The 1,667-nt window shown below is 68.1% G+C and carries 1 protein-coding gene; it reads right to left on the reverse strand.

Going from position 1 to position 1,667, the window contains the following annotated elements:
• On the reverse strand, positions 1-1,667 hold a 1,667-nt coding region (locus AC1D1G_RS44930; protein WP_477956908.1), incomplete at both ends, for a protein kinase domain-containing protein.

The following is a 1,667-nucleotide window of genomic DNA, read 5'->3' on the forward strand; positions in this document are numbered from 1 at the left end:
GCATAGAAGTACGTCCCGTCCGACACCCCGGCCAGATGCTCCCGTGGCGTGGGGACAGGCGCGACCGTCGTCCACTTCGTACCGTCGAACACCTCGGTCGTCGCCACCAGTTGACCGTTCGCCTGTCCCCCGGTGACCACGATCTTGTCGCCGACCACGGCCGCGGCCCCAGCCGCCCGCGGTGCGTTCAGCGGCGGCAGGTCCACCCACCCGCCGTCTCGCATGGCCATCACCCGATCGGAGTCGACCGCGGTCAGGTTCTGACCTTCCGCTTTCCAACCGCCGATCAGTACGGGTTCGTCGTTGTAGGTGACAGCCATCGCATGGTTGAGCGGGACCGGAAGGTCGGGGCCGGCCTTCCAGGTGTCGATGGCCGGGTCATAGCCCTCCTGCTGGGCGGAGACGCCGTTGTCGTCCAACCCTCCGAAGACCCAGATCGTCCCGTCCGCGACTGTCGTTGCCGTCTGCTGGCGGGCAACACGGGCATCCTCGACCGGTCGCCACGCCGCGGTTGGGTCGACGGCAGGAGAAGCGCCGGCGTCCTGGACGGTAGGTCGTGCGGTGCCTGGGCCGGTGGTTTCTCGAAGCATGAGGTACCCGCCGCCGGCCAGCACCAGCGCGACGACCAGTGCCAGGACGGTCAGGACCGCGCGCCGACCTGTGCGGGACTCTCCGATGCTGCCCGATTCTCCGGTCGGCGGCCAGGGCGGCGGGCCATTCGGCGGCCAGAACGGCGGTCCCGACGGATGAGAATCCGGCTGGAGCTGCTGGGTCGGTTCGCCCCACGGACGCTGACCGCTGTCCGAACCTTCGTAGCGGATTCGACGGTATCCATCGGCACCGGAATCCGACGGGCGCTCCTCGGTCGCCTGCGCGGCCTCCCGGGGTGCCAGCGCCATCGCGTCCGAACGCAGTCCGATGTGTCGCTGCGCGGCTTGGAGTTCGTGTCCGAACTCCTCGGCGGACCCCGGCCGAGCAGCGGGATTCGTCGCCATCGCCCTCTCGATCACGGCGCACACGCCGTCCGGGATGCCCTGGGCGCGCAGGTCGGGCACCGGTTGGCTGCTGATCCTCACGAATTGCGCAACGAGTTCCTCACCGGTCTTCCGCTCGAACGCCGCCCTCCCCGCGATCAGTGAAAATATCGTCGCGCCCAGTCCGTAGACGTCGGACCTCGCGGTCGGCGATTCCCCGTTCAGCACCTCTGGTGCGGTGAATGCCAGTGACCCGGTAAACCCGCCGGTGGCCGTTTCGTACCCGCCGGCGATGTGCGCGATGCCGAAATCGGTGAGCTGCGGCTCGCCGTAGGCGGTGAGAAGGATGTTCGCGGGTTTGATGTCGCGATGCAGCGTGCCGGTGCGGTGCGCCGTCTCCAAGGCTCCCGCCAGCTTCACCCCGATGCTGATCGCCTCCGGCCAGGGCAGCTGACCTTCGCGGCGTATCTGGACCGCCAGTGAATCACGGGGGTGATAGTGCATGACGATGTACGGTCGACCGGCGTCGGTCACGCCGACCTGCAGTATGTTGACGATGTTCGGGTGACCGGAGAGCCCACCCATCGCGTACCCCTCCCGCAGGAAGCGTTCGCGGTTCTCGGGGTCCAGGTCCGATGTCAGCACCTTGATCGCCACGATTCGCCCGAGCGAACGCTGAAGGCAGCGGTACAC

It is taken from the genome of Rhodococcus sp. P3_B8, assembly GCF_056402775.1.